At 64.3% G+C, this 22,226-nt stretch carries 20 protein-coding genes and 1 pseudogene; 11 read left to right on the forward strand and 10 right to left on the reverse strand.

Annotated features, from left to right (window positions below; translation table 11 throughout):
- Nucleotides 1-22: 22 nt before the first annotated feature.
- Both CVM73_RS24070 and CVM73_RS24075 read right to left on the reverse strand, forming a co-directional pair.
- On the reverse strand, nt 23-1,243 hold the full coding sequence (locus tag CVM73_RS24070) for an LL-diaminopimelate aminotransferase (protein ID WP_100234337.1): 1,221 nt from the start codon (nt 1,241-1,243) through the stop codon (nt 23-25).
- A 227-nt stretch (nt 1,244-1,470) separates the two neighbouring features.
- Nucleotides 1,471-1,746, reverse strand: coding sequence for a hypothetical protein (locus tag CVM73_RS24075; protein ID WP_100234338.1), 276 nt, complete (start codon nt 1,744-1,746; stop codon nt 1,471-1,473).
- 253 nt (nt 1,747-1,999) lie between these two features.
- Between CVM73_RS24075 and CVM73_RS24080 the strand changes: the two genes are divergently transcribed.
- The 4 genes and pseudogenes from CVM73_RS24080 (at nt 2,000) to CVM73_RS24095 (ending at nt 5,653) form a co-directional block, all read left to right on the forward strand.
- Entirely contained in the window at nt 2,000-3,808 is a 1,809-nt protein-coding gene (locus CVM73_RS24080; RefSeq protein WP_167407021.1) for a PHA/PHB synthase family protein, read from the forward strand.
- Nucleotides 3,809-3,871: 63 nt separating this feature from the next.
- A complete protein-coding gene (locus CVM73_RS24085) occupies nt 3,872-4,270 on the forward strand; it encodes an MAPEG family protein (protein WP_100234340.1) in 399 nt (132 codons plus the stop codon).
- 200 nt (nt 4,271-4,470) lie between these two features.
- Nucleotides 4,471-4,665: pseudogene (locus CVM73_RS41815) on the forward strand (ornithine carbamoyltransferase); the annotation flags it as partial.
- A gap of 220 nt (nt 4,666-4,885) precedes the next feature.
- Nucleotides 4,886-5,653 (forward strand): outer membrane protein, encoded by a 768-nt coding sequence (locus CVM73_RS24095; RefSeq protein WP_100234342.1) that lies wholly within the window; start codon nt 4,886-4,888, stop codon nt 5,651-5,653.
- Between the two features lie 163 nt (nt 5,654-5,816).
- Here the strand turns inward: CVM73_RS24095 and argC are convergent, their stop codons facing one another.
- From argC to CVM73_RS24110, 3 genes are all read right to left on the reverse strand, one after another.
- Nucleotides 5,817-6,803 (reverse strand): N-acetyl-gamma-glutamyl-phosphate reductase, encoded by a 987-nt coding sequence (argC, locus tag CVM73_RS24100; RefSeq protein ID WP_100234343.1) that lies wholly within the window; start codon nt 6,801-6,803, stop codon nt 5,817-5,819.
- Entirely contained in the window at nt 6,800-7,465 is a 666-nt protein-coding gene (locus tag CVM73_RS24105) for an FMN-binding negative transcriptional regulator (RefSeq protein ID WP_100234344.1), read from the reverse strand. The genes argC and CVM73_RS24105 overlap by 4 nt, the downstream gene beginning before the upstream one ends.
- A 227-nt stretch (nt 7,466-7,692) precedes the next feature.
- A complete protein-coding gene (locus tag CVM73_RS24110; protein ID WP_100234345.1) occupies nt 7,693-8,223 on the reverse strand; it encodes a DedA family protein in 531 nt (176 codons plus the stop codon).
- A gap of 274 nt (nt 8,224-8,497) precedes the next feature.
- Between CVM73_RS24110 and parE the strand changes: the two genes are divergently transcribed.
- The 4 genes from parE to CVM73_RS24130 all read left to right on the forward strand — a co-directional run bounded on the left by parE (nt 8,498) and on the right by CVM73_RS24130 (nt 13,000).
- Nucleotides 8,498-10,540 (forward strand): DNA topoisomerase IV subunit B, encoded by a 2,043-nt coding sequence (gene parE, locus CVM73_RS24115; RefSeq protein ID WP_100234346.1) that lies wholly within the window; start codon nt 8,498-8,500, stop codon nt 10,538-10,540.
- Between the two features lie 397 nt (nt 10,541-10,937).
- A complete protein-coding gene (locus CVM73_RS24120; RefSeq protein ID WP_167407022.1) occupies nt 10,938-11,720 on the forward strand; it encodes an outer membrane protein in 783 nt (260 codons plus the stop codon).
- Nucleotides 11,721-12,022: 302 nt separating this feature from the next.
- On the forward strand, nt 12,023-12,208 hold the full coding sequence (locus tag CVM73_RS24125; protein WP_025036050.1) for a hypothetical protein: 186 nt from the start codon (nt 12,023-12,025) through the stop codon (nt 12,206-12,208).
- Nucleotides 12,209-12,229: 21 nt separating this feature from the next.
- Nucleotides 12,230-13,000, forward strand: coding sequence for an SDR family NAD(P)-dependent oxidoreductase (locus tag CVM73_RS24130; RefSeq protein WP_100234348.1), 771 nt, complete (start codon nt 12,230-12,232; stop codon nt 12,998-13,000).
- A 115-nt stretch (nt 13,001-13,115) separates the two neighbouring features.
- Here the strand turns inward: CVM73_RS24130 and CVM73_RS24135 are convergent, their stop codons facing one another.
- From CVM73_RS24135 to CVM73_RS24155, 5 genes are all read right to left on the reverse strand, one after another.
- Nucleotides 13,116-13,880, reverse strand: coding sequence for an outer membrane protein (locus tag CVM73_RS24135; protein ID WP_100234349.1), 765 nt, complete (start codon nt 13,878-13,880; stop codon nt 13,116-13,118).
- Nucleotides 13,881-14,059: 179 nt separating this feature from the next.
- Complete coding sequence (locus CVM73_RS24140; RefSeq protein WP_208639238.1) at nt 14,060-15,307, reverse strand: FAD-dependent oxidoreductase; 1,248 nt, start codon at nt 15,305-15,307, stop codon at nt 14,060-14,062.
- Between the two features lie 149 nt (nt 15,308-15,456).
- Nucleotides 15,457-15,879, reverse strand: coding sequence for a hypothetical protein (locus CVM73_RS39795; protein WP_158237604.1), 423 nt, complete (start codon nt 15,877-15,879; stop codon nt 15,457-15,459).
- Nucleotides 15,880-16,082: 203 nt separating this feature from the next.
- Nucleotides 16,083-16,355 (reverse strand): hypothetical protein, encoded by a 273-nt coding sequence (locus CVM73_RS24150; RefSeq protein ID WP_146006654.1) that lies wholly within the window; start codon nt 16,353-16,355, stop codon nt 16,083-16,085.
- A 156-nt stretch (nt 16,356-16,511) separates the two neighbouring features.
- A complete protein-coding gene (locus CVM73_RS24155) occupies nt 16,512-18,023 on the reverse strand; it encodes a caspase family protein (protein ID WP_100234351.1) in 1,512 nt (503 codons plus the stop codon).
- 197 nt (nt 18,024-18,220) lie between these two features.
- On the opposite strand from CVM73_RS24155, the gene CVM73_RS24160 reads away from it, so the two are divergent.
- The 3 genes from CVM73_RS24160 (at nt 18,221) to CVM73_RS24170 (ending at nt 22,198) form a co-directional block, all read left to right on the forward strand.
- Nucleotides 18,221-19,198, forward strand: a complete 978-nt coding sequence (locus CVM73_RS24160; RefSeq protein WP_100234352.1) for a helix-turn-helix domain-containing protein — start codon at nt 18,221-18,223, stop codon at nt 19,196-19,198.
- Nucleotides 19,199-19,496: 298 nt separating this feature from the next.
- Nucleotides 19,497-20,963 carry a DEAD/DEAH box helicase gene (locus CVM73_RS24165; protein WP_100234353.1) on the forward strand — a complete coding sequence of 489 codons (1,467 nt, stop codon included), beginning with the start codon at nt 19,497-19,499 and terminating at the stop codon, nt 20,961-20,963.
- Between the two features lie 167 nt (nt 20,964-21,130).
- The gene (locus CVM73_RS24170; RefSeq protein WP_100234354.1) at nt 21,131-22,198 is read left to right on the forward strand and encodes a GGDEF domain-containing protein; all 1,068 of its coding nucleotides are present in this window, start codon (nt 21,131-21,133) and stop codon (nt 22,196-22,198) included.
- Nucleotides 22,199-22,226 lie beyond the last annotated feature (28 nt).

A 22,226-nucleotide genomic window follows, 5' to 3' on the forward strand; every position in this document is an offset into this window, starting at 1 on the left:
TAGAAAACCTGCCGAAGAGAACTCAACGCCGATTGGCGAGCGGAACGACGTTGTGCAACGTTTCGATGCCGCTTTCAAGGAAGCGGCGCACGCCGCGCGCGGCCTGCCTGATCCGTTGCTCGTTTTCCACCATGGCGATGCGGACATATCCTTCACCATGCTCGCCGAAGCCGACGCCGGGCGAGACCGCGACGCCGGATTTCTCCACCATCAGGGTTGCGAACTGCATGCTGCCGACGCTGCGGAAAGCTTCCGGCAGCGGCACCCAGGCGAACATCGAGGCCTCCGGCGGCGGGATCTCCCAGCCGGCACGGCCGAACGATTCCACCAGCGCGTCGCGGCGCTTGCGGTAGGTGTCGCGCATCTCCTTGATGCAATCGTCCGGGCCGTTCAGCGCCGCGGTCGCGGCGACCTGCACCGGCGTGAAGGCGCCGTAGTCGAGGTAGGATTTGACGCGGGCGAGCGCTGCGATCACGCGCTCATTGCCGACCGCAAAGCCCATGCGCCAGCCGGCCATCGAATAGGTCTTCGACATCGAGGTGAACTCGACCGTGACGTCCATCGCGCCCGGCACCTGCAGCACCGAGGGCGGCGGGTTGTTCTCGTCGAAATAGACTTCGGCATAAGCGAGATCGGACAGGATCAGGATCTCGTGCTTCTTCGCGAAGGCGACGAGGTCCTTGTAGAAATCGAGGCTCGCGACATAGGCGGTGGGGTTCGAGGGATAGCAGACGACGAGCGCGAGCGGCTTCGGGATCGAGTGGATGATCGCCCGCTCGGCCGCCTCGAAGAACTGCGGCGTCGGCTCCGATGGCACCGAGCGGATCACGCCGCCCGCCATCAAAAAGCCGAAGGCGTGAATCGGGTAGCTCGGGTTCGGACAGAGGATGACGTCGCCGGGCGCGGTGATCGCCTGCGCCACGTTGGCAAAACCTTCCTTCGAACCCAGCGTCGCCACCACCTGGGTGTCGGGGTTCAGCTTCACACCGAAGCGACGGGCATAGTAGGCGGCCTGGGCCCGGCGCAGCCCGGGGATGCCGCGCGAGGCCGAGTAGCGGTCGGTACGCGGCTTGCCGAGCGTCTCTTTCAGCTTCTCCAGCACATGCGGCGGTGCCGGCAGGTCCGGATTGCCCATGCCGAGGTCGATGATGTCGGCGCCGGCATTCCGCGCAGCCGCCTTGGCCCGGTTGACCTGCTCGAACACGTAAGGCGGAAGGCGGCGAATGCGGTAAAATTCTTCCATGGCTCTCTGGGCTCCGGGCAACCGGTCAGGACAGAATCGACAGGCCACGAGGGCCATTCTAGAAGGCGTTCAGAATCGTCGCGAAAATTACTCAAAATCAAATACTTAGAGCAATCGTCGACGACGAAGACTGAAGTCGTTCGCCCTGACTCGTGGCTGAACCGAGGTCTTTTAGCACGGCAAAGCGGAGGCGCCAGCGATTACGTTGCCCGTCTCATGTCACGGGCCTATTTGGCGTCCTTGGCGGCCACAGCCTGGCGATCGCGCGCAGCGGCGAGTTCGGCCTCGATCTTGGCGCGCTGCTCCGGCGGAATGGTTGCCTGATCGCGATCCGGCGGCAGATCGTGCACCGGCAGATAGGTGCCGGGCTCCCTCACATGCGGCTGCGCATCCGCTGGCGCCAGATCCGCGAGCTGGCTCGAACACCCGCCCAGGGCGAGTGCCGCAATCAACAGCGCGCCGCAGATCGGCAGCGTCCTTTGCAGGTCCCATAACGCCAACACTTGGGAAATCCCCTACTCGTCCCAAAGCACGGCCCCAGGCAACCTTACCCAAGACCGCGCCCAAGCTCAAACCATTGCTGCCCAGATGGCGTGAGCGAGAAAACAGCCAATGCCCAACAAGCCGAGCGGTGCGGCCCGATTGTGACGGAACCAAGAAGATTTGTCGCAGTGCAACACATCTTCGAGAGTGTTTAACGTCAAACATGCGAGCTTCGCGGTGACGAATACGGAATGAATCGTTACTGTTCTGCTCATGAGTATGGCCACGACCGACACGCCGAAACCCGAGACGAAGTTCGATGCGGAAGCCTTCGCGATGAATGTCGCGCGGGCGATGGAGAGCGGCGGCAAGGCACTTGCCGCTTACCTTAAGCCGCGCGAGAGCGGCGAGGTACAGGATCGTCCACCGGCCGAGCTCGCCGAGGTCGTCAAGACCTTCACGTCGGTCGCCGAATATTGGCTGTCGGATACGTCCCGCTCCTCCGATCTCCAGGCCAAGCTCGCCAAGGACTATCTCGACCTCTGGGGCTCGGCGGCGCGCCGCATGGCCGGCCAGGAGGCCCAGCCCGCAATCGCGCCCTCGCCGCGCGACAAGCGCTTTGCCGATCCGGAATGGAAGTCGAACCAGTTCTTCGATTTCGTCATGCAGCTCTATCTGCTCACGACCAAATGGGCGCAGGAGCTGGTGCGCGATGCAGAAGGGCTCGATCCGCACACGCGCCGCAAGGCCGAGTTCTACGTCCAGCAGGTCACCAACGCGCTCTCGCCATCGAACTTCGTGCTGACGAATCCCGAGGTGCTGCGCGAGACCGTCGCATCCAGCGGCGAGAACCTTGCGCGCGGACTGACGATGCTGGCCGAGGACATCGCGGCCGGCAAAGGCATGCTGAAGATCCGCCAGTCCAATCCGGACAATCTCGTCGTCGGCGTCAACATGGCGACGACGCCGGGCAAAGTGATCTACCAGAACGAGATGATGCAACTGATCCAGTATTCGCCGACCACGGAGAAGGTGCTGCGCACCCCGCTCCTGATCGTGCCGCCCTGGATCAACAAGTTCTACATCCTCGATCTCAAGCCGGAGAAATCCTACATCAAGTGGTGCGTCGACCAGGGCATCACCGTGTTCGTGATCTCATGGGTCAATCCCGACAAGCGGCTCGGCAACAAGAGCTGGGAAGACTACATGAAGGAAGGCCCGCTCACGGCGATGGACGTGATCGAGAAGGTCACCGGCGAGATGAAGGTGCACACCGCCGGCTATTGCGTCGGCGGCACCATGCTCGCGACCACGCTGGCCTGGCTCGCCGAGAAGCGCCGTCAGCGCGTGTCGTCCGCGACGTTCTTCGCCGCCCAGGTCGACTTCACCCATGCCGGCGATCTCCTCGTCTTCGTCGACGAGGAGCAGATCGCAGCCCTCGAGCTGGATATGAAGACGGCCGGCGTGCTCGAGGGCTCGAAGATGGCGATGGCCTTCAACATGCTGCGCTCCAACGACCTGATCTGGTCCTATGTCGTCAGCAACTATCTGAAGGGCCAGCAGCCGAGCGCGTTCGACCTGCTGCACTGGAACTCCGACGCCACGCGCATGACCCAAGCCAACCATTCCTACTACTTGCGCAATTGCTATCTTGAGAACCGGCTCTCCACCGGCACGATGGTGCTCGACAACACCCTGCTCGATCTCTCCAAGGTCAAGGTCCCCGTCTACAATCTCGCCACCCGCGAAGACCACATCGCGCCCGCGGACTCGGTGCTGTACGGCTCGCAGTTCTTCGGCGGTCCGGTGAAATACGTGCTGTCGGGCTCGGGCCACATCGCGGGCGTGGTCAATCCGCCCGCCTCGAACAAGTACCAGTACTGGACCAACGACAACATCAAGGACGCCAACATCGCGCAGTGGATGAGGGGCGCCATGGAGCACAAGGGCTCGTGGTGGCCGGACTGGCGGGAGTGGCTGGGCGGGCTCGATCCCGAGGAAGTCCCGGCGCGCGCGGTCGGCAGCGAAGCATTTCCACCGATCGAGGACGCGCCCGGCAGCTATGTCAGAGTTCGCGCATAGCGGAATGTCCCGCGCTTCGTATAGACTCGCCTCAATCCAGCGACGACTCAGGGGACCGCCACTATGACACGCGAATTGTTCTGGCTGACACTGACGGTGATCCTGACGGGGGTTCTCTGGATTCCCTACATCATCAACCGATGCCAGGTTCGCGGGTTGAGCGGTGCCATGGCCAACCCCTCGCGGGGCGACAAGCCGCAGGCGGAGTGGGCGAACCGGCTGATGTTCGCGCATGACAACGCGGTCGAGAACCTCGTGATCTTCGCGCCGCTGGTGCTGATCCTGAACGCGATCGACTATTCCACGAAATGGACCGTGCTCGCCTGCGCCGTTTATTTCTGGTCGCGCGTCGCACATATCATCGTTTATGCGATAGGAATCCCGGTGTTCCGCACGCTGGCCTTCACCGTCGGCTTCCTCGCCCAGGCCGTGCTGGCGCTGGCGATCTTCGGGCTGGTTTGAACGCGCCCGGATGCGGGTTCATGCCTAGCGAATCCAGCCGGGACTTCCTCCGGTTTCAGGATCTCGATGCGGACACGATCCTGTCTATTGTTGCGCGCGCACAGGTGCTCGCGACCGCATGGACCGACCGCGCCATGCCGCAGAGCCTCGCCGGCAAACGCGTGGCCGTCATCGTCGATGATGGCGGACGGGCCGATCAACTCCTTCAATACCAGATATCGGCGCCCCTTCTCGACAGGTGCCGTCGCGACGTCATTTTCCTGCCCTGCCCGCCCGTGACCAGAGGCAAGGAGGTTAGCGCCACCGCGATGACCCATCCTGCATGTCAGAGCACGGCCGCGAAGGCTTTCCTGCTCCACGCGCAAAACGCGCTGCTGGAATGGGTCGCCGCATAGCTGGCAATTGTCAGGGGCGCTTGAGCACGCATTCCGGGCGCGGGGTGGTGGTGCCGCGCTAAAACACGTTCCCGGACTGCAACCAAAGGTTGGGTCAGACATGAACTGTTGCCGAAGGATGACAGTTCGGAAGAATCGGCAACGCCCCGCTCTGCCAGCACGCTGGCTCGTCGATCCACAGCTATATTTGCCCATCGCAATTGATTGATTCGGGGCCGACATGAATTGGAAGATTGCATCCGCGCTCGGCGCGCTCTCGCTCGCAGCAGTCACGACATCGGCCAGTGCCGCCGATCTCGCCGCCCGTCCCTACACCAAGGCGCCGCCGATGATCGCGGCGATCTATGACTGGAGCGGCTTCTACATCGGCGCCAACGGCGGCTACGGTTCATCGCGCAAGTGCTGGGACCAGATCGCCGGCTTCGGCGCCGGCGTTGCCGAAGGATGCCATGATGCGACGGGCGCCGTGGCCGGCGGCCAGGTCGGCTATCGCTGGCAGAGCAGCGCCTTCGTGTTTGGTCTCGAAGCGCAAGGCGATTGGGCCGACCTCCATGGCAGGAATGCCAGCGCCATTCTCGGCGTCGAGAACCGCACCCGCATCGATGCCTTCGGCCTGTTCACCGGCCAGGTCGGCTACGCCTGGAACAACGCACTGCTCTATGTGAAGGGCGGCGCCGCCGTCACCAGCGATCGCTACCGGGGCGCCGGCACCGGCGGTCTGGCCGGGGCGGAGTTCGATCGTGCCGACGAGACCCGCTGGGGCGCTGCGGTCGGCGTCGGCTTCGAGTACGGTTTTGCCCCGAACTGGTCGGTCGGCCTCGAATACGACCATCTGTTCATGGGCCGGCACGACGTCACGCTGACGTCCAACGGCGCGCTGGCGCCTGTCGGCACGTTCTCGCGCACCGACCGCATCAAGCAGGACGTCGATCTGATCACCGCCCGCATCAACTACCGGTTCGGCGGCCCGGTCATCGCGAAGTACTGAGGACTTCGCGCAAGTCGACGTCCCGTGTCCCGGCCAAGGCGCAGCACGACAGTGATGCGCCGCAGAGCCGGGACCCAGAACGCCACAAGCAAAGCTAGAATGGGCCCCGGTCTGCAGCGCACCGCCAAGAGGCGCTGCGCTGCGTCCGGCGCACGGGCCTGCCCTACTCCTCCTCCGGCAGGCCCAGCATCAGGCGCATGTTCTGCACGGCTGCGCCGGATGCTCCCTTGCCGAGATTGTCGAGCCGGGCGACCAGCAACGCCTGGTGATACTTGTCGCTGGCGAAGACGTAGAGCTCGAGCATGTTGGTCTCGTTGAGCGCCTCCGGCTCGAGCCGGCCGCCCTTGGTCGCCTCGTTCTGCAGCGGCATCACCTTGACGTATTTCGAGCCGGCGTAACGCTTTGCCATCGCCGCTTGCAGGTCGGCGCCGCCAGGCTTGCCCGGCAGCGTGTCGAGCTGGAGCGGCACCGAGACCAGCATGCCCTGCCGGTAGTTGCCGACCGATGGAATGAAGATCGGCCGCCGCGTTAAATTGGAATAGAGCTGCATCTCCGGCAGATGCTTGTGCTCGAAGCCGAGGCCATAGAGCTCGAAGGACGGCGCGCTGCCATCCTCGAAGCTCGCGATCATCGACTTGCCGCCGCCGGAATAGCCGCTCACCGCGTTGACGGTGACGGGATAGTCAGGCGGCAACAGACCGGCATCGACGATCGGCCGCAGCAGCGCGATCGCGCCGGTCGGATAGCAGCCGGGATTGGAGACCTTTTTCGCGGCCTTGATCTTGCCGGCCTGGTCGGGCGTCAGCTCGGGAAAGCCGTAGGCCCAGTCCGGCGCAACCCGGTAGGCGGTCGAGGCGTCCAGCACTTTCGGCGCTTGAGCCCCCATGCTGTCGACAAGAGCGACCGTTTCCTTGGCGGCATCGTCCGGCAGGCAGAGGATGACGAGATCCACCTCCTCCATCAGCGCCTTCTTTGCCGCGGGATCCTTGCGCTTGTCGTCGGCAATGGTCTTCACCGCGACGTCGCCCTGGAGCTTCAGCCGCTCATTGATGCCGAGCCCGGTGGTGCCGGAGCCGCCATCGACGAAGACGGTGGCGGGCTTCTTGGCCGCGCCGGTGGTCGGGGTTTTCGTCGTCTCAGCGAGGCTCATGGCGCGGTCCTTTCGAGCTTGTTCGTATCGTTTGCAAAGAGTTGCGGCCGGGTCTGCCGCATCAGTTGGGAAATCTGCTTCGCGTCGGCATCGCCGTCGCTCAGCGCGTTGGCGATCGCTGCGAAATCGGCGTCGGATTTGTGCTGGTTCAGCTTGAAGCTGCCTTCGACCTCCTCAACCGTCATGACCAGCCCCACGATCGCCTTCTTCATCGTCTCGAGCCGGCCCGCCGTCATCTTGCCCGAGGTCCAGGGTTTTTTCGGCAATAGCCTGCTCTCGAACTTGTCGCTGAGCGTGTCGACCTGCACCGAGAGCTCCTCGTCCGACAATGGCCGTACCGGCCCGCTCAGATGCACCGACTGGTAGAGCCAGGTCGGCACCTGGTCCGGCGAGACGTACCAGTCCGGCGATACATAGGCATCGGGGCCGTTGACCGCGAGCAGCCAGGACGCATCGCCGCCCGCAAGCTTTAGCAGCGGATTGTGACGGGCGACATGAAAGGCGGCCTGCGGCGTGCCGTCCGCCGCATAGGTCAAATAGAACGGCAATGGCGAAGCAATGGGCTTTTGGCCGTCAAAGGCGCACATGGTCCCGAAGCCGCGCTGTTCGGCGAATTTCAGGCTCGCGGCGCGGTCCTGCTTGAAAAAGGGTGGCGTGTACATCGTGGTCTCCTGCTGGGCCTCCTTGTGGGAGCCGCCGGATCAGATCGCGCTGACAGGAGAGAAGATGCCGCGGATCGGGTCCAGCGGCAAAGACGATGATCTCAAACGCGATCGACCGCCCAAACCGCTAAAATGCGGCGGCGGCGACGGGCGAACAGAATGGTCGCGGCGTTGATCATGGCGCGCGGCTATAAGGCCAGATCCGGTTCCCGTCAAGGTGACCGGACTCAGATCAACCGCCAGATCCATTCCATGATCTTCGCGAGCACGTCGCCGAACAGCAGGAGCACGGCCGACCAGATCAGGGCCGAGACGAAATTGGCGGCCTGGAAGCTCCAGTAGGGCATCTCAAAGATGCCGGCCGCGAGCGGCACGGAGGCGCGCAAGGGGCCGAAGAAGCGGCCGATGAAGATGCTGGGTATGCCCCAGCTGCGCACGAAGGCCTCGCCCCTGGGCAGCAGCTCCGGATAGCGCGAGAGCGGCCACATCTGGGCAACGTGTTCCTTGTAGCGATAACCGAACCAGTAGGAGACCCAGTCGCCCAGCGCCGCGCCGAGGCCGCCGGCGATCCAGACCGGAACGAAGCTAATGCCGCTCACGCCAATCAGCGCGCCAATGGCCACCAGCGCGCCCCAGGCCGGGATCAAGAGCGAGATGAACGCAAGCGACTCCCCGAACGCGAGCAGGAACACGATTGGCGCCGCCCAAGCCTGGTGAACGCGCACGAAATCAGCCAGGGCGTGCGCAAATTGCTCCATCCAAAATAGCCTTCTCGCCCCGTCTCAAGGTGCTGCTCGATGAAAAGGACTGGTAAGCCAAGGACTTGTGTGACATCAAGTCACAAAACCCGACATGGCTAAGGTCGGGACGTCAAATTGGCGGGAACTAACGGGCCTGCGGCGTAAAATCGCCGGGATTGGCTCCCAACCCACATCGCCCGGCCCGCCCTAAGGTAACCTTTCCAAGTCAGAAGTGGCATAGTCGGCCTAACCGATTCGCCGCTTCCGCGGCCCTCAAAACGCATCAAGATATATGTCCAAGCAGTTGAAACCCAAAGCGAAAGACGACTTTTTCGGCGGCGACGAGCCGAAGCCCCGCGCCGCCAAGGCGGCGCCGCGCGGAAGCGGCGGGGAAGCCGATTACACGGCGGCCGACATCGAGGTGCTCGAAGGCCTGGAACCGGTGCGGCGCCGGCCGGGCATGTATATCGGCGGCACCGACGAGAAGGCGCTGCATCACCTGTTCGCCGAAGTCATCGACAACTCGATGGACGAGGCGCTGGCCGGACACGCGACCTTCATCGAGGTGGACCTCAGCGCGGATGGGTTCCTGACGGTGACCGACAACGGTCGCGGCATCCCGATCGATCCGCACCCGAAATTCCCGAAGAAGTCGGCGCTGGAAGTCATCATGTGCACGCTCCATTCGGGCGGCAAGTTCGACAGCAAGGTCTACGAGACCTCGGGCGGCCTGCACGGCGTCGGCATCTCCGTGGTGAACGCCCTCTCCTCGCGTCTCGAGGTCGAGGTCGCGCGCAGCCAGAAGCTGTACCGCATGACGTTCGAGCGCGGTCACCCGAAGGGCAAGCTCGAGGACCTCGGCAAGGTCAACAACCGCCGCGGCACGCGCGTGCGCTTCAAGCCCGACACCGACATCTTCGGGGCCAAGGCCGCGTTCAAGCCGCAGCGCCTGTTCAAGATGACGCGCTCGAAAGCGTATCTGTTCGGCGGCGTCGAGATCCGCTGGAACTGCGCGCCCGAGCTGCTCAAGGGCATCGAGGACGTGCCCTCCGAGGCGACGTTCCACTTCCCCGGCGGCCTCAAGGACTATCTCGCCGCCGCAATCCATGCCGACACGCTGGTGCATCCGGACATCTTTTCCGGCAAGTCGGGGCGCAACGGCGCGCATGGCGCCTGCGAATGGGCGGTGGCCTGGACCGCGGATGCCGACGGCTTCCTCTCCTCCTACACCAACACGGTGCCGACGCCCGATGGCGGCACGCACGAATCCGGCCTGCGCAGCGCGCTGTTGCGCGGCCTGAAGGATCACGCCGAGCGCGTCGGCCAGGGCAAGCGCGCGGCCTCCGTCACCTCGGAAGACGTGATGGTGGGCGCCGCCGTGATGCTGTCGGTGTTCGTGCGCGAGCCGGAATTCCAGGGCCAGACCAAGGATCGCCTCGCCACCGCCGAAGCGCAGCGCATCGTCGAGCAGGCGATGAAGGATCCGTTCGACCATTGGCTGTCGGGCAATCCGAACATGGCCAACCGGCTGCTCGACTTCGTCATCGACCGCGCCGAGGAGCGGCTGCGGCGGCGGCAGGAAAAAGAGACCGCGCGGAAAACCGCCGGCAAGAAGCTACGCCTGCCCGGCAAGCTCGCCGACTGCACCGACGCCGGCACCGAAGGATCCGAGCTGTTCATCGTCGAGGGTGACTCGGCAGGCGGCAGCGCCAAGCAGGCGCGCGACCGCAAGACGCAAGCGGTGCTGCCGTTGCGCGGCAAGATCCTCAACGTCGCCTCAGCCGGCAAGGACAAGCTGACGGCGAACGCGCAGCTCTCCGACCTCGTGCAGGCGATCGGCTGCGGGCAGCTCTTGCAGTATCGCGAAGAGGATCTGCGCTATCAGCGCATCATCATCATGACCGACGCCGACGTCGACGGCGCCCACATTGCGTCGCTGCTGATCACCTTCTTCTACCGGCAGATGCGGCAGTTGATCGACGAGGGCCATCTCTTCCTCGCCGTGCCGCCGCTCTACAAGCTGACGCACGGCTCGAAGTCGGTCTACGCCCGCGACGACGCGCACAAGGACGCGCTGCTCAAAAGCGAGTTCAACGCCAATGCCAAGGTCGAGGTGAACCGCTTCAAAGGCCTCGGCGAGATGATGCCGGCGCAGCTCAAGGAAACCACCATGGATCCGCGCAAGCGGACGCTGCTCAAGGTGGTCCTGCTGCCCGACGACCGCGACACCACGGCGGATTCGGTGGAGCGTCTGATGGGCACCAAGGCCGAAGCGCGCTTCGCCTTCATCTCGGACAAGGCCGAGTTTGCCAGCGAGGAGCTGCTGGACGTCTGAGGCCGCAACCAGGCCAATCGCGAGACAGCCCCGGCCTAAGGCCGGGGCTGTCTCGTTTGAGGGGACGCGCGCATCTTCCCGCAATCGCCGCTTGGCGACTCGGCCATCGACTCACAGGCGCCAAGCCCGAGGCAGGATTGCCTCCATTTCGGACAAAGCCGAATTTGCTAACGAGTCGTTACCCGAAATTAAAACTCCGAAATTCTCTTAACTAATTGAAATATATGGATTATTTTCGATCACCGCGACCGCCCCGCAAATACCCCCGCACCGGCGTTTTCCGGCGACTGTGCCTGCCCGGCAACAGCATTTCGGCGAGAACCGTCTATAGTTCGGGCATCAGATGACACGGACTTCAGTGCGCTCGCGCCTACAGACCAAGGTTGGGGATTTTAACATGAAGAAGATTTTGCTCGCTCTGACCGCGGTCGCGGCGATGACCGGTTCGGCCTCGGCAGCCGACCTCGCGGCTCGCCCCTATGTGAAGGCTCCGGTGGCGGCGCCCGTTGCCAACTGGACCGGCTTCTACGTCTTCGGCGGCGGCGGCGGCGGCCTCTCGAATGCTGACCAGAGCGTTGTCGACACCCTCAGCGGCACCCCACTGACCATCACCCAGCGCCAGGGCGGCTCGGGCTGGTTTGGCACGGTCGGCGCCGGTTACGACTGGCAGTTCAGCGGCACCTGGGTCGCCGGTGTGTTCGCCGACGGTCAGTTCGGCAGCATCCGCGCCACCATCCAGGATCCGACCCTCGGCATCACCGGCAACCAGAAGCTGGAAACATCCTGGGCCGCGGGCGTGCGCCTCGGCTGGCTGGTTGCTCCGAACGTTCTCTCCTACGTCAACGGCGGTTACTCCGGCGCTCACTTCGGCCAGACCAACTTCACGACGCTGGGCGGCACTCCCGTGGGCGCCCATCTCAGCAGCTACGATCGGCATGGCTGGTTCGTGGGTGGCGGCGTCGAGAACAGCCTGAACATCTTCGGCATCACGTCGCCCGGCTGGTTCATGAAGACCGAGTATCGTTCGGCCTTCTACAATGCCAAGACTCAGGACGAACTGCTCGACGGCAGCAACCTTCCGGTCGGCAACAGCATCCGCGCCAACAGCTGGAACCAGACGATCTCGACCTCGCTGGTCTACCGCTTCAACTGGACCGGTCCGGTCGTCGCGAAGTACTGATCTGAACGCAAGTTCAAACGTCAAAGCCCCGGCATCGCCGGGGCTTTTTCGCTTTGAGGGTGGGCGCTCACGCTGACCGCCAATGACTTGCACGCGTCGGTGAGTACTCGCCGAAGCACCGCTCATCGCCGCAGCCGCGAGTTGCTTTTTCCCGCACACGCTCCCTCCCCGCCGGCAGCGTGCACCAGTGCCGCCATTGTATCCGAAGCGAAGCTACGGTTACTGTGCGCCCCAAGCTTTCGTGGCCGCAGCAATCGTTCATGCCGCGAGTCGCGACAGAAGCGGACCGATGGGAGGGATGCATGCGCAGATTTCTGCTTGTGGCAGGCCTGTTTGCGACTGCCCTTGGGCTGCTCTGGATCGGACAGGGCACCGGCACCGTGCCGTGGCCGCGATCGAGCTTCATGGTCAACCAGCTGCAATGGGCCGGCTATGGCGCAGCCATGGCCGGCTTCGGGCTGGTGCTGATCTGGCAGAGCAACCAATAGAAGAAACCAGGGAATACAAGCATGACATCCAGTCGGTTCGATCTCCGCGGCAAGGTCGCCATCGTCACGGGAGGCAATGGCGGCATCGGGCTCGGCATGGCGCGCGGCCTTGCCGATGCCGGCGCAGACATCGCCGTGGTCGGACGCAACGAGACCAAATCCGCCGCCGCCGTGGCTGACCTCAGGCCGCGCGGGGTGAAGGCGATTGCTGTCACCACCGACGTAACCGACAAGTCGGCAGTCGCCGCCATGATCGACCGCGTCGTCAAGGAGCTCGGCCGCATCGACATTCTCATCAACAATGCCGGCATGAGCATCCGCAAGCCGCCGCACGAGCTCGAGCTCGACGAGTGGAACAAGGTGATCGACACCAACCTCACCAGCGCCTTCGTGTGCTCGAAGCTGGCCTATCCGGCGCTGAAGTCATCCGGCAACGGCAAGGTGATCAATATCGGCTCGATGATGTCGATCTTCGGCGCGAGCTTCGCGACCGCCTATGCGGCGAGCAAGGGCGGCATCGTGCAGTACACCCGCGCCTGCGCCAATGCCTGGGCGCCCGACAACATCCAGGTCAACGCCATCCTGCCGGGCTGGATCGACACCGATCTCACCCGCGGCGCGCGGCAGCAGGTGTCGGGATTGCACGAGCGGGTGCTGGCGCGCACCCCTGCGGGGCGTTGGGGTGACATCGATGACTTTGCCGGCATCGCCGTGTTCCTGGCATCGCCCGCGTCGAACTTCGTCACGGGCACCGCGATTCCCGTCGATGGCGGATTCTCGGTGATGGCCTGAGGCCGGGAGTTGCCCCGCAAATCCAGCGATGCCAAAAAAGAAGCCCCGGACCAAGCCGGGGCTTTTGAATTTGGCAGTGCTTTTTTTGATCGTTGGTCGCGTTGCGTCGACGTGCTCAGTAACGGGCGATGGTCGGGGCGTCGAACTTGTAGCTCGCGCGCACCACAGCCCACTGGATGTCGCGCGGCTTGGCGTCGAAGGTGTAGTTGGTCGTGGTGCCGCCGAGCTGATAGGTCTGGCTGCCGAAGGCCGCATAGTTGTACTCGAGGCCGACGATCCAGTTGCGGGTGACGCCGTATTCCCAGCCGGCGCCGACGGTCCAGCCGTTGGCCCAGTGGGTCTGTTCGCCCGAGCCCGACACACCGACGGTGTCGCTGACCGAGAGGCGGTTGTTCACGCCGGCATAACCGCCCTTGATGTAGAAGAGATTGTTCTGCACGGCGAAGCCGGCGCGGCCGACGACCGTTGCCAGAACGTTGGCACGCCAAGAGAACACGTCGTCACCGGCGCCAAACACGGTGTTGACGACCGTGCCCTTGTTATCAAGGCCGGAGATCGTGCCTTCCACGCCGAACACGTAATTGTTGGCCTGCCAGTTGTAGCCGATCTGCGCGCCGCCCATGACGCCCGAATTGCGCTGACGGAAACCTTCTCCCGGAGAGAGATCGCCGAAGCCGCCGCTGTTGCCGTTGTTGATGAACTGCTCGTTGGTCCATGCGCCGCCGATGTGGCCGCCGACATAGAAGCCGGTCCAGTTGAACAGCGGCTCGACATAGGCAGGTGCCTTCGTGTAGCGCGCACCGAGATCGGCGGCGGAAGCAGCGCCGGTCGAGACCAGAGCCGTCGTGCAGGCGAAGGCGGCAATCAATTTATTACGCATGGCATACCCCGTGTCCTTTGATGGGCACACGGTCACAGACGGCTCTTACTAAAATTGAAATCAACACGGTTAACGTGGCGGTTGGGCACGCACTGCGCCGTGAATCCGTTGGCGCTGTTGCCGGCGCGCAACGCATCGCGCGCGATTTCACGCGGCGTTATCCCTACCGAAGTCCTACGCTACGATCCCGGTGCGGCCCGCGAATGCACGTGCTCGGGCCGCACGCCGAGCGCAATCAGGCGCGCCGGAATGCCCTGCAGCCACGGCAGCGCGGTGATGAGACGCACGATCAGCGGCACCTTCAGCGGTCGATCGCCCGACTGCAAGGCGCCGCTGATGATGTTGTTCTGCACGACCACCTGCATGCGTTGCGTCATCTTCACCGGAAACTCGCGCCGACGCCTGATGGCATCGAGCTCATCTTCGGACGGGCAGCCAGCTTGCAGCTTATCCGCCAGCAGATTGGCGGTCGCGACCGCATCCTGCACGGCGAGATTGACACCGACGCCGCCGACCGGCGACATCGCATGCGCGGCGTCGCCGATGCACAGCAGGCCCGGCTGCGTCCAGCGCGTCAGGCGGTTGATCGCGACGGTGAGCAGCTTGATATCGTCGAAGCTCTTCACATCAGTGATGCCGGATCGAAGGATCGGCGCCATGCGCACGACGTCGTCGAGCAGCGCCGATAGTCCCCTCGCCTTCACCGCCTCGTGCTGTCCCTTGGCGATGACATAGGCGCATTGCCAATAATCGCCACGGTCGAAGGTGATCATCATCTTGCCGGGCTCGACCCGCGCGAACACGCTCTCGGTCTCGTCCGCCTTGCGGCCGGCGCGGAACCAGAGCACGTCCATCGGCGCGCCGATCTCCTCGACGGCAAGGCCGGCGCGCTCGCGCACCGTCGAATGGCGGCCGTCGCAGGCAATGGTGAGATCAGCCTCGATGTCGATGAAGCCGTCAGGCGTCTTCGCCCGCACGCCGGCGACCGTCTCGCCGCGGCGGATCAGATCCACCGCCTCCGTGCTCATCATCACCTCGAGCTGGGCAAAGCGCCGGCCGGCCTCACGCAGGAAATTCAGGAAATCCCATTGCGGCATGAAGGCGATGAAGGGGTATTTCGTATGGAGCCGGCTGAGATCGGCAATGCGCACCGGCGTGCCGCCGAACAGGCCGTCCATCTTCTGCAAGCGCTGATGCGGCAGCTTCAGGAAGCCGGCGATCAGGCCGAGCTCGTCCATCACCTGAAGCGTCGAGGGATGCACGGTATCGCCGCGGAAGTCGCGGAAGAAATCCGCGTGCTTCTCCAGCACCACGACATCGATGCCGGCCCGTCCCAGGAGATAGCCGAGCATCATGCCCGCCGGGCCGCCGCCGACGACGCAGCAGCGGACTTTCATGATCCGGCTCGGTTGTTGGTCGGAGGTCATTGCCGCCGCGATCCGCGCTGTGAGTATCGATCAAGCTATGCCGGACGATACTAGCGCGATTCAGGCCGAAGGCAGTCTCAATTTGCAGCCAAGAGCGCGCCCGCCAAAAAGGCCCGCAGAACGCGGGCCCTGCCTGAAGCGGGACCAGACTATTTCTGGTCCTCATTGCTGGTCCCGGTACCGGGGCTGCCGATCGGCAACCCGTTGGGTGCGTGACCGACGCCCATGTTGCGCTCGGCTTGCGCTGCTGCCGGCGTCTTGGCGTTCGCGGTCGGGGCCTGCACGTTCGGATTGGTTTGGCCAATATTGGTGTTGACGTTGGCGCCCGTGGTGGCGCCATGCGTCCCCATCCCCGAGGGAGCCGACGGCCCGGAGTTGGCGCTGCTGGATGACGTGCCCATTCCGGCACCCGATGAGGCCGCAGATCCGGCGCTGGCGCCGCCGGTACCCGTACCTGCCGCGGCCCCTGCGCCTGCTCCACCGCCGGCACCAGCTCCACCACCAGCTTGAGCAAAGGCGGCCGTCGAAAGCGCAACGCACGCAGCAGTCACGAGCATGGATTTACGGATCATGGAGCGTCTCCCTGGTTTGGCAGACAATCCCGTAAACTGAGGAGTTGTTCCGTCTCCGGCGAATAGAGATCTGGTCTCCGCAACGCTTCGCTCAAAGATCGATCCGGCGCCTCTCGCTAGGCGCGCATCGCACGCCGTCTCAATGAATCCTCCCGGTGCCTGCTCTCAGTCGACTGAGAGCAGGCAATGACCCGCCTTGCAGCTCAGGCGGCTTTTTCCTTGAGCTCGAAATCCATCGTCCATGTCGAGTTGCCGGCCTGTTTTCGGAATATCCAGATTGTGAGGGTAGAGCCAGGCGGAATCACGATACTGTCGCCCTCATGCATCGTGAACTGCCGAATGTTGCTCTCGGTCGCCCAGATTGAATGAGAGTAGACGTCCTTGTCGCTGGTCTTGGCGCAGCTCAGAACCCCGCCGTTCATGACGGCCCGGGTGATGGTTTGACTAACGGACGAGTCCATGTGGATGGAAGTCATATTGGCATTCTCCAAAAGCATGAATGAAACGCCAGATGCTCCCTCAGGTTGTTGTAGCGTGTCAATAAGCCAAATTCTCGGGACCTCACCGGACGCTGCGGTCGATCTCTCAACAAGGCAGCATTCCTGCTGGTCGTGTCCCGATGACGGACCACATCAATTATTGCTGCGGTTCGCGCTGCGAAAGCTCTTGATCTCCGAGACGCTGCCGTCGCGATAGGTCAGCTCCACCGAGACGGACTGCGTGCTCGGTGCGAGCTTCATGTAGAGCGGCATGCCGGCGGTGATCGCGCTGGGGTCGCGCATGTCGCAAGGCGGCATCTTCAGCACCTGGTTGGGCACGGCCGTGTCGATGCCGATCCGCACCTCGCGGATGGCGCAGCGGTAGGATACGAGGTGCGTGTAGTAGACCAATAGGCCGTTGAACTCGCGGAACGACAGCCAGCTCGTCGACGTCATGTCGAGGATCTTGCGCTGGTCGCGGATCAGCGCGGCCTCGGGATCGAACCTGATCGGGAACGGTCCCTGCATCTCGCCGGACTGATCGACATAGCGGACCTCGATGGTGCCGGCCTGCGCATCCGGCGGCAGCTCGATCGACGGGTTCGGCATCCGCTTGCGGGTGCGCGGATCGAGCGTGTCGATGAAGCCGGTTTCTCGGAAATCACCCTTGCCGGCCATGCGCCAGGAAATGCCGAGCGTCGGGTCGGCGAAGGAGAACGTAACGCTCCAGCCGCCATTGTGCCGCGAGAAGCTCGCGATCGGGGCGTTGATCGTCTCCTCCTTCGGCATCTGTGGCACCGACACCGGCGGCAGCGCCGCAAGCTTCTGCGGCGGCTCGGCCGGCCGCGCGGCGGCATCCTTCGTCATGCCGCTGAGGAAGACGTCGTCGACCATCTGGTCGAAATAAACCGGCACCTGCCTGTGCTTGACGGTGTCGGCCATCTCGCTGACCAGACGGCGGGTGCGCTGCGCCACCTGCACGAGGTTCTCGCCGGGCTGCAGCAGCTCCTTGGCGAAAGTGCGCGTGAACACCGAATTGGGATTGGTGTCGTCGTTGGACAGACGATCGAGCGCGGTCTGGCGAGGTCCTGCCGAGAACACCGAGAACACGCCTTCGGGCAGTTGCGTCATCGGGGCGAGCCCGCCACCGCCGGCGACCGCGCGGGTCCCCTTGCGCTCGAACGGGTTGTTGCGGCAGGCGTCGAACACCAGGATCGAGGTGCGCGCCTTCTTGTTCTGCAGGCGCTCGACGATGCGGTCGGCCAGGATCGAGGCGTCGCGCACCAGCTCTTCCTGTCCTTCCGTTGCCGCCGGCACGTCGGTCGGCAGCAGATAGTTCTGGCCGGCGATCTCGAAGCCGTGGCCGGCGTAGAAGAAGAACGCGGTGTCGCCCGGCTCGATCGCCTTGTCGAACGCAAGCAGCGTCTCGGAGAATTGCTGCCGGTTCTGGTTCTCGGCGACCATCACCGAAAAGCCGAGCTGCTTCAGCGTGTCACCCATGGTGCGGGCGTCGTTGACCGCCTTGAGCAGCTTCGGCACGTTCCTGTAGTCATTGTTGCCGACGACGAGCGCAACGCGCTTTTCGGCGTAGGCGGGAGCTGCGAAGCCGCTCAGGCTCGCAGCGAGGCCAAGGGCCGCCAGAATTCCGAAAAGCCGACGCGTCATCGCGATATTTCCCGTTGCCGAACGGCGCCAGCCGCTTCCTTCGAACGGCAGTTCATTAGACCCCTGCCGCTGTGTGATAGTCGGCCGAGACGCAACGCCGGTTCAAGGACCTGGGCTCCGGTTCCATGATCTGGCTATGGCAGATTCCCGCGGAATCTGCTCTTTCTAGGGCAATTGCGCTGCAAGCGGGGGCTGCCGTGTATCGCTGGTGTACCGACGAGGTCGAGCCGAACGATCGCTTCGACTATTGGCGCGAGGTGCGTGCCAAGGGGTTGTTCGGCGTCACCGCCGAGCTCGAGCGCGAGCGGCGCGCGGACTTCTTCGGCGAATTCTCGCTGCGTCAGCTTGGCGGCGCCGGCCTCGTCGAGCTGAAGGCTTCGCCCTACGCGGTCGAGCGCAGCACGTCGGACATCGCCAACGCCCCGGGTGACGCGATCTGCGTCTACCAGCAGCTCGGCAGCGGCGGCTGGTTCGGCGGCATGCGCATAAGCGACTTTTCGATCGCGAGCGGCAGCTTCGCCACCAGCCATACCGACCTGCCCTACCGCACCGCGCCGCTGGGCGCCGGGGGCTTCCACCTGCGGATCCTGAAGATCCCGATGAGCAGCATCCCGGCGCAGGACAAGCGCATGCGCGAGCTGTCGCCCCGGACCTTCAACGATCCGGCCTTGGCGCCGCTGCTCGCTGCCTGCTTTGCTGATCTCGGCGAGGCCGCCGCGGATGATGCCGACGTCGATGCGGCCTCTGTGGCCCAGACCTCCTTGGTGCAAGCTTTGGCCCATCTGGCGCTGATCGAGCGCGGCATCGTGCGGCCCGGCAGCCGGCGCGGACAGGCCGCGCTGCGGACCGCCCGCCTCTCACAGGCCCGGCGCCTGATCGCACGCCACCTTCAGGACCCCAATCTCGCGCCTGCTACGGTGGCCGACCTGCTCGGCGTCTCCGTGCGTCACCTGCACATGCTGTTCGAGACGGCCGAGAAGAGCTTCTCGCAGACCGTGACGGACGAGCGCCTGAAACAGAGCCGCCGCCTGATGCGCGAGGCGCCGGAACGGCTGATCGCCGACATCGCGGCCGCCTGCGGCTTCGAGAGCCTGGCGACTTATTACCGGGTCTTCAACGCCGCCTATGGCATGGCTCCCGGCGACTTCCGGGCAAAGGCTTCGGAGGAGCATTAGCCGCCAACCGGACGGCTACGGCCGGAGCGCCGGAGGAGCGGAAAACTCAAGCCGCGCCCGTAATTTGAGCAAAAACCTCAGGTTTTTTAGGGCCTTCCCGCGCCCGCTCCATTGACTTTGGCCAATTCCCCCCTATGTTCCGGGGCGACGCGGCTCAGGTCGAAGAGCGATTCCTGGGCCTTGCGCTTTGTCCGCGTGAGTCAGCACCCCCAGCTTCCTTGAGAGCGCGCCGTTTCGGGGTAGAGCGCGACAGCCTTATTACCCTCGATTCCGAACGGCGGTTTCGACCAGAGGCTCAATGTCCTTTTCTCATCTCGGACTGTCCGAAAAAGTCCTCGCCGCAGTGGCGGCCACCGGTTACACCAACCCCACCCCCATTCAGGAACAAGCGATCCCCCACGTCCTCGCACGCAAGGACGTTCTCGGCATCGCCCAGACCGGCACCGGCAAGACCGCGGCCTTCGTGCTGCCGATGCTCACCATCCTCGAAAAGGGCAGAGCCCGGGCGCGCATGCCGCGCACGCTGATCCTCGAGCCGACCCGCGAGCTCGCGGCCCAGGTGAAGGAAAACTTCGACCGCTACGGCGCCGGCCAGAAGCTCAACGTCGCCCTCCTGATTGGCGGCGTCTCCTTCGGCGACCAGGATGCCAAGCTGATGCGCGGCGTCGACGTGCTGATCGCCACCCCCGGCCGCCTGCTCGACCATACCGAGCGCGGCGGCCTCCTGCTCACCGGCGTCGAGCTGCTCGTCATCGACGAAGCCGACCGCATGCTGGACATGGGCTTCATTCCCGACATCGAGCGCATCTGCAAGCTCGTCCCGTTCACGCGGCAGACCCTGTTCTTCACCGCGACCATGCCGCCGGAAATCCGGCGCATCACCGAAGCCTTCCTGCACAATCCGCAGAAGGTCGAGGTCTCCAGGCCCGCCACCACCGCCGTCACCGTCACGCAAGCCCAGGTGCCCGCCGGACGCGAGGCGCACGAGAAGCGCGAGCTGCTTCGCCGCCTGCTGCGCGAGGCCAAGGACCTCAAGAACGCGATCATCTTCTGCAATCGCAAGCGCGAGGTCGCGATCGTTCACAAATCGCTTCAGAAGCACGGCTTCAGCGTCGGCGCGCTGCATGGCGACATGGACCAGCCGGCCCGCATGGCCGCGCTCGACCAGTTCCGCAAGGGTGAGCTGCCGCTGCTCGTCGCCTCCGACGTCGCCGCCCGCGGCCTCGACATTCCCGAGGTCAGCCACGTCTTCAATTTCGACGTTCCCCATCACGCCGACGACTACGTCCACCGCATCGGCCGCACCGGCCGCGCCGGGCGAACCGGCACCGCGATCTCGATCGTGACACCACTCGACCAGAAGTCGATGGCGGCGATCGAAAAGCTGATCGGCCAGAGCATTCCGCGCGCCGAAGGCGATTACGATGTCCCGGCCGAGCCTTCCGATGCGGGCGAGCGTCCGCGCGAGCAGCGCGGTCGTGAACGTTCGCGCGGCGGACGCGGCAAGCCGCAGCGCAGCCGCGACCGTGAGCGCAGCCACGAGCCGCGCGAGGCAAAGCAGCCCGCCGAGGCCAGGCATCGGTCCGACGACAAGCGTCGTGCGGAGCCGCGGCACGATGCGCGCCAGCAAGCCAACACTCCGCATGTGCCCTCGATCGGCCGCCCCGAGCCGCGCCGCCAGCGCGAGATCGACACCGAGCCGGGCGATCACTCGCATCTGCCGGCGTTTCTGCTGCGGCCGGTTCGCTCCCCCGCGGGCGCCTGAAGCGCGACGCGCGCTCCAGGTTTCGGTTGAGCAAACCCGCCGCACAATTTTTTCGATGCATTCGTGAACGTATATTTACGGGGCGTTCACGATCGTCCGTTAGCCTACGAACATAATTTAAGCATTGCTGCGGTCGATGGCGCGCCGACCGCTGTGGGGTATGTTCCGTGATCAAAGTGCTCGACGAACACGAACGCACGATGGCGTTCGCCGAGGTGGCGCTCGGTCAGATCCGATCGCTTCGACAGACGGCAATTCCCCGCAACTACGAGATCTGGTACGTCTACGCCACCGGCTACAATGCGCCGCTCAACAAGATCATCAACGAGACGCTGGCGCGCAGCGGCAAGCTGACCGAAGCCGATCTCGAGCAGATCTACGAGACCTATCTCTCCCACATCAAGACCACCGACCGCATCGACAAGGTCGGCGCGCGCGTCATCGGTGAGATCGACGACGTGATGAAGGTCTTGGGCGAGGCGCTCGGCATGACCGGCGCCTACGATGCCAGCCTGTCGGGCGCGACCGAGAAGCTGTCGTCGGCAAAGAGCCGCGACCAGATCAAGGCTGTCGTCGAGGCGCTGCTGCGCTCGACCAGCGAGATGCGCGAGACCAACAAGGCGCTGGAAGACCGGCTGACGCTGTCGAAGAACGAGATCAGCAATCTCCAGCAGAGCCTGGAAGCGATCCGCGCCGAAAGCCTGACCGATCCGCTCACCGGCCTCGGCAACCGCAAATATTTCGACCGCATGATCGGCATGGCCGTGCAGACCGCGCTCGCCTCCGGCGAGCCGCTGTCGCTGCTGCTGTTCGACATCGATCACTTCAAGTCATTCAACGATTCCTACGGCCATCTCACCGGCGACCAGGTGCTGCGGCTCGTCGGGCTTTCGCTGAAGCAGACCATCAAAGGCCAGGACATCACCGCACGCTATGGCGGCGAGGAATTCGCGGTCGTGCTGCCCAACACCGCGCTGCGCCAGGCGCTCACGGTGGCCGATCACATCCGCCGCGCCGTGATGGCGAAGGAATTGAAGAAAAAATCGACCGGCGAGATCCTCGGCCGCGTCACCATCTCCGTCGGCGTCTCCATGCTCAAGGAGGGCGACGACACCGACGCGCTGATCGAGCGCGCGGATGCCTGCCTCTACGCCGCCAAGCGCAACGGCCGCAACCGCGTGATCTGCGAAGCCGATCCGGAATACGCGGTCGAGACGCACAGCCGGGTAGCGTGAGACGGCCGCCGCCGCGCTTGACATTCCA

Origin of the sequence: Bradyrhizobium forestalis (assembly GCF_002795245.1) — a bacterium.
In the GTDB taxonomy this organism is placed as follows: Bacteria; Pseudomonadota; Alphaproteobacteria; order Rhizobiales; family Xanthobacteraceae; genus Bradyrhizobium; species Bradyrhizobium forestalis.